Origin of the sequence: Geminicoccus flavidas, from assembly GCF_009806515.1 — a bacterium.
Lineage (GTDB): Bacteria > Pseudomonadota > Alphaproteobacteria > Geminicoccales > Geminicoccaceae > Geminicoccus > Geminicoccus flavidus.
Genome location: NZ_WUJP01001058.1, coordinates 1 through 5,639 on the forward strand (window position 1 = coordinate 1; position 5,639 = coordinate 5,639).

The window sequence follows — 5,639 nt, forward strand, 5'->3', positions numbered from 1 at the left end:
ATGAAGGTCTGCGCCGCCATCCACCATGATCCGTCCGCAGGCGGATCATCCATCGCCGCAGGCGTTCAGATCAGCCGACCTGACCGGGGCCCGAACTCCGCCGGCAGGCTGCGCCACTGAGCACCGTTCGGGCAGCGCCAGATGACCGCCAGGGTGGTCCGGCGCAGGTCATGGTGCTGCGTCTTGTGGTGCGGGCGGCAGGCCTCGATCAACGGCGCCAGCACCGCCCACTGCCCATCCGTCAGCACCCCCGTCATTCGCCATCCCATCCGTTGCTCATGCCGCAGATGGAGAGAATGATCAGGAACTAACAGGCCTCAGGCCAAGGCCATGACCGGCTGATGTTCAACCGCCCGCTACCGCGTCGAGCCTTAACCACTGAAGGCCGATGCCAAGCTGGCGCGCGTCCATGGACAGACCGAGCGAAAGCGGCGATGTCGCGTTCGGCATACGGAAGACGATGGACAGAGGTTCCTGCAGTCTTGCCACCTCGGCTGGAATCGTCGCCGTGCGCTCGCCACGCGCGTCTGCGAGAGTGAATTCCCACCTCGTGACGAAGCGTCCGTTCACCAGGATCTCGATCTCCTGGCGGGGCAGCTCCTTCGCCACGAAGCTCCATGCCTGGGCCTGCAGCTGCAGGGGAGCGTTTGTCTCAAGTTGAACCGGCAAGATTAGTTCCGCCTCCGGTGCATTGGAAAAGGTGCCATCGAGGTCCGGGATCGACCAGCCGCTGGCGCGATAGGGTCGGCTCGTGTCGTGGTCGGGGGAGAAGTCGAGAAGCTGTCCGAGCAGGTAGGGCGGGACCTCGGCAGGCGTGGCCAGGCCAAGACCCAGCGATTCGGACCGGACGATGCACTTGTCGGCGCAGGCAGAGCTCGCGATCAGCACGTAGCTCTGGCCGGGTGTTGATCTCGTGCAGACGCGTTCCGGTGTGAACATCACCGTCAGATGGGGAGCTTCGACACAGGCGCGGATGTCCGCACGTTCGAGATCGAGCAGCAGGCCGGTCACGAACACCCAGTGCTGGTGGTCCTCGAACTTGATCCGGACAGCGTCGCCTGCCCGGGCACGCAGATCCTTCACGACGCCATCCGACAGTTCGCGAATCCCGGCGACGTGCTGATTTGGGGTAGTGAAGGCCCCTTGGAACGCCAAACCGATGCCGAACACCGCGACGACGATGCCAACGGACTGGGACGCCCAGCGCATCGCCACCTTGATCCCGGCAGCAACGGCAATGGCGACAACGGCCAGTGGCGCACCGAGGTAGAATTCTGCAATGAATGGGTAGAGCGGACCCGGGGCCCGCCACGCATAGAGAGCCAGCAGCAACGTCATCAAAGCCGTCACAGCGACCACGTAGAGCACGACAGCTCGAGCTTCCCTGTGCCGGAACATGACCGCGCTACCGATCACCGCTGCGGCCCAAAGGATCGGCGAGACCGTGCTTACCGCCAGTTCAGAATAGGCAGGTAGGGCAGGCTTCCAGAACTGCAGAACGAACGCGGCAACCTCGCTCGCAGAAGCTCCGTTCGCGGGCGTGATCGCTCGGGTGACGTTCCAGAGCATGACGAGGTTGCCTGGCGGATTGATCACCATGTCCAAGAGCAGAGGCGCAACGAATAATGCGATGATCCCCGCCGAGATTGCGAACGGGGCGGCAGGAAGCCCTGCTTGCCGAGGGTCGCGCCGGCGGTACTGGATGGAGCCGCATGCCAGTGCCAGCAGCCACGGCAGGCCAACAAATGGAACCAGCGGCCAATAGCCATGCACGAGAGCACCACCGCACAGGCTCGCGGCCGGCAGCATCCAGAGCCGTCCCTGCGCCGTGCCAGCCAGCAGCAGGATGAAGGCCAGGAAAGGCGCAACCAGCTGAAAAGGTATCCAGGGGTGAGCGAGGATGCCGACACCATTGTCCTGGACCAGCAGGACCAGAACGGTGGTAGCGGCGACAATGACGGCAGTACCCCGCCTGGTGTCCAAAAGCGCAGCTACGGTAGTCGCCGCAATCCCCACAAAAATCGAGTTGATGGCGATGATCGCCAGCAGATGGGCGCTGTATGGGCTAGGGAATGCATGCCCGCTGAGAACCTCGGCAAGGTAGCGAAGATAAAGAAAGAATGGTCCTGGGTGGTTGAAGCCGAATCGCGAGTAGTGGCCGATGAGCAGCCAATCATGCTGTGCTCGTTCAATCAGCAGCATGTCGGCGGCGACATCGCTATGGGGAGCTGTATCCGATACGAGATAAATCAAATTATGCCATAATATGAGGAAAAATACAGATAATGACAACAGCAGACACAGAGAAATGTGCAAGACAACTGATTCGACGAAGCTTGAGCCAGTAGCTGCGAAATGATACTGTCGGTTCTTTGTCAATTTTATGGAAACTGCCACCAGTTAACCTCCGCACAGACAAGATGGCTCGCTGCTCAGCAGAACCATCCTACCCGACTGGGATCAGTGGGCATAGGTCTCCACCCCAGAAAGTCCTAGCACATCTTCAATAATTGGCGATTTTTAAAATAGCACCATAGCCGTCCATGAGCGGCGACCTGAACTGATGGTCACTTCAGGAGCATACGTTCGTCATTTTGATGATCGAGATCGATGACAGCCGGTGGAAAGCTATCGCTGGTCAAGCAGCGACAAAGCCGGCACTGGCCTCAGCCGGCTTTTGGATCAGGAAGGTGTTGGAGACCCAGATCTGTGGCGCGCCGGTCATGTTGTCAGGCTGGACCTCGATGAGGCGCAGGTCGTTGCGGGCGGCAAGCTCGAAGATCACGCGTTGTGGCACGCAGTGCATCTCCATGGTCTTTCTCCGCTGCACGTCGTCGCGGTACTCCTTCTCGATGAAGGAGTAGTCCGCGCCATAGGTCGGCACCTGGAAGTACAGGATCCCGCCGGGCTTCAGCCCTTCGAACGCGGCCTTGAGGATGTCGACGATGATCGGTGGCGGGTTGTGCTGAAGCACGATGATCGAGAAGAACAGATCGACTCCTTGAAGATGCTTCAGATCGTCAGGCCCCCGCACAAGAACGAAATCCACGTTAGTGACGCCTCGTTCCTTGAGCGCCTTGTGAGCTGCATCGATGTGATTCTGCGAGATGTCGAATGCCACGACCCGGCGAAAGCGGCGCGCAAGCCACAGGGTGCATCGTCCCACGCCACAGCCGTACTCGGCGCACACCGTTTCGAGGTCGATCTCGAGCCCGTTCCTTTCGAACCAAGTCTCGAGCCGCCGAAGCCCGTTCTCGCCGCTCTTGTAGAACTCCTCCAGGACATCGGCACGAACCATATTGTGCGCCCGCCAGCGCTCGTCCGTCAGGACCGACCAATACGGGTCGCTCACCCCGTACTCGGACCATACCTCCGCGACGTGCCGCCAAAGGTCGGCATGTCGGCCTCCGGCGTCGTCGAGGTCGATGCGCAGCGGGCCGCTCGCGTCCAGCGGGAAGCGGTCGACATAGTCGTAGACCTTCGCCGCGAACTCCTTCGAGTGCAGAAAGCTCCTCATGACGTCATCGAGAGACGCGCCATTCCTCAGCGACTGGCTGTGATCCTTCAGCCCCTTCCGGTCGGGGTGCCGCCTCAGGGCGACCTCGTAGAGACTAGCGACCACCCTCTCGGGACTGAAGCTCGGCTCGCCCGTCAGCTGGCCCGAGATCATCCCACCCGTTGCAGAAGCCGGCCTGCCCCGGTTCGGCAGAAGATCAACTGATCTGGAGAATGAACGCCGGAGGAGGTTGATCCATGGCCGCTTGCTCAACTCTGTCCCCTTGTACAAGGCTGGATCCAGCGCTTGGGCTGCGCCAGTGCCGCCTGATAGACCGCTGCCAGCTTCCTGGCGCTGGATGACCAATCGAACAGCGCACTGCGCGCGGTGGCGGCGGCGGACATCCGTTCCCGCTTCGTCCGGTCGCGCGCCAGCATCAACATGGCTGCCGTCCACGCCTCGGTAGCCTCCGGATCGAGCAGGAGAGCGGCGTCGCCACCCACTTCCGGCAGCGAACTGCTGTTCGACGAGATCGTGGGTGCGCCGAACTGCATCCCCTCGAGAATCGGCAGCCCGAAACCCTCGAAGAGCGACGGATAGAGATTGGCGTAACAGTTGCGGTAGAGCCAGGCCAGGTTCTCGTCCGGCACATATCCCGTGCAGATCACGTTCGATGCGATGCCCAACCTGTCGAGCTGATTGTTGAAGTCATTCATGAGCCAGCCTTCCCCCCCGGCGAAGACCAGCGGCATGCCGGGCCCGCCCGCCCGGAGGTAGGCGGCATAGGCTTCAGCCAGCCGGATCTGGTTCTTGCGCGGCTCGATCGTGCCGACGGACAGCCAGAATGACCCGGGCTCCACATGCGCCATGGACTTCGGCGCCACGCCGGCGCCGAGCGGCTCACGGAACCGGGAACAGGGATGAACCACGGCGACACGATGTTTAGGAAAGAAGGGAAACATCTCCAGGAAATGGCGCCTGGATGCGTCGGATACTGAAATGATCCAGTCAGCATAGGCCGCGGCGCGGACGACGCCGTCGAAGCATCCGACGCGATTGGCTTCCGTGGTCCAGCCGGGCTGGATGGTGAACCCCAAATCGTGCAGCGTGTAGACGACGCGGCTATGCTGGACTTGGGTGGGGCACCAGAAATTGTTCGCGTGAATGATGTCTGGATGATGCAATGCCTGTTCGAGCTGTGCCGCGTTCCAGAAAGCAGCGGCACTCTCACGCGTGAGGAAGTGCGGGCCATAATGCACGGCGCGACCCGGATAAGGATTCCGCGCAGGAATCTTGGCGTCGAAATAGAAGTCGCCGAAACTGGGATAGAATGCGTAGCTGTGCTCGGGCGCAACGTCCACCAGCGCGTGGGCCATGGCATCCGCAAAATAGCCACAACCGGCTTTCCCTGCGCCGGTCTGGCTGACATCGAACCCGATATGCATCGCTTGCCTTGACGCTTATCTAATGCTCAGCGTTTGAGGATCCAGTTCCTCGTCACCTGCCACATGTCGTTAGATATTCCATGGTTCCACCACATCGCTGCCAGCAGCGATCTTGCCCCGACTTCCCAGATAAAGCGTCTGGGGTGCTTCGACCGGTCGACCCGTGCCTCGACGACAGCGTGGGCATAGTTGTACAGCCAAGCATCCTGCACCCTTCCCAGAAGTCGCCGCTGCATATCGTTGATCTCTGCATGAACCTCCACGCGGGATCCGAGGGTCTTGTTCTCGGCGTACAGCCGTGAGCCGGACAGCTTCTCCTCCAGGTAGCAGAACCTTGCTCCCATCGCCGCGATACGAAGCCAGTACTCGTAATCCATGCAGTAGGTCAGGCGCTCGTCGAGCATGCCGTAACGTTCGACGACCCGACGACGGAAGAACACGGCGGGTTGGCAGAGGAAGCAGGTATCCCGGAGGCGGTCGAAATCCCAGGGCTCGGTTGGGTAAGGCTCAAAGGCTCGATCCTGCACATCGATATGGTCGGCTAAGCCGTACACGACGTCGATGTCCGGGTTCTCGTCCAGGACGCGGAGCACCTTCCTGACGGCACCGGGATAGTAGATGTCATCCGAGTTCAGCCAGCCGATGATGGATCCTTTGGTCGCGTGCAGCCCCTTGTTCACGGCGTGAGTCTGGCCACG

5 protein-coding genes are annotated in these 5,639 nt (G+C 61.1%); all 5 read right to left on the minus strand.

Going from position 1 to position 5,639, the window contains the following annotated elements:
• Positions 1-65 precede the first annotated feature (65 nt).
• On the minus strand, positions 66-257 hold the full coding sequence (locus tag EQG76_RS30210) for a transposase (RefSeq protein WP_159718941.1): 192 nt from the start codon (positions 255-257) through the stop codon (positions 66-68).
• Between the two features lie 88 nt (positions 258-345).
• Positions 346-2,316, minus strand: a complete 1,971-nt coding sequence (locus EQG76_RS30215) for a hypothetical protein (RefSeq protein WP_159718942.1) — start codon at positions 2,314-2,316, stop codon at positions 346-348.
• Positions 2,317-2,638: 322 nt separating this feature from the next.
• A complete protein-coding gene (locus tag EQG76_RS30220; protein WP_159718943.1) occupies positions 2,639-3,670 on the minus strand; it encodes a class I SAM-dependent methyltransferase in 1,032 nt (343 codons plus the stop codon).
• Between the two features lie 95 nt (positions 3,671-3,765).
• Positions 3,766-4,941 carry a glycosyltransferase family 4 protein gene (locus EQG76_RS30225; RefSeq protein WP_159718944.1) on the minus strand — a complete coding sequence of 392 codons (1,176 nt, stop codon included), beginning with the start codon at positions 4,939-4,941 and terminating at the stop codon, positions 3,766-3,768.
• A gap of 26 nt (positions 4,942-4,967) precedes the next feature.
• Positions 4,968-5,639 (minus strand): glycosyltransferase (locus tag EQG76_RS30230; protein ID WP_159718945.1); only part of this gene is annotated, 672 nt, incomplete at its 5' end.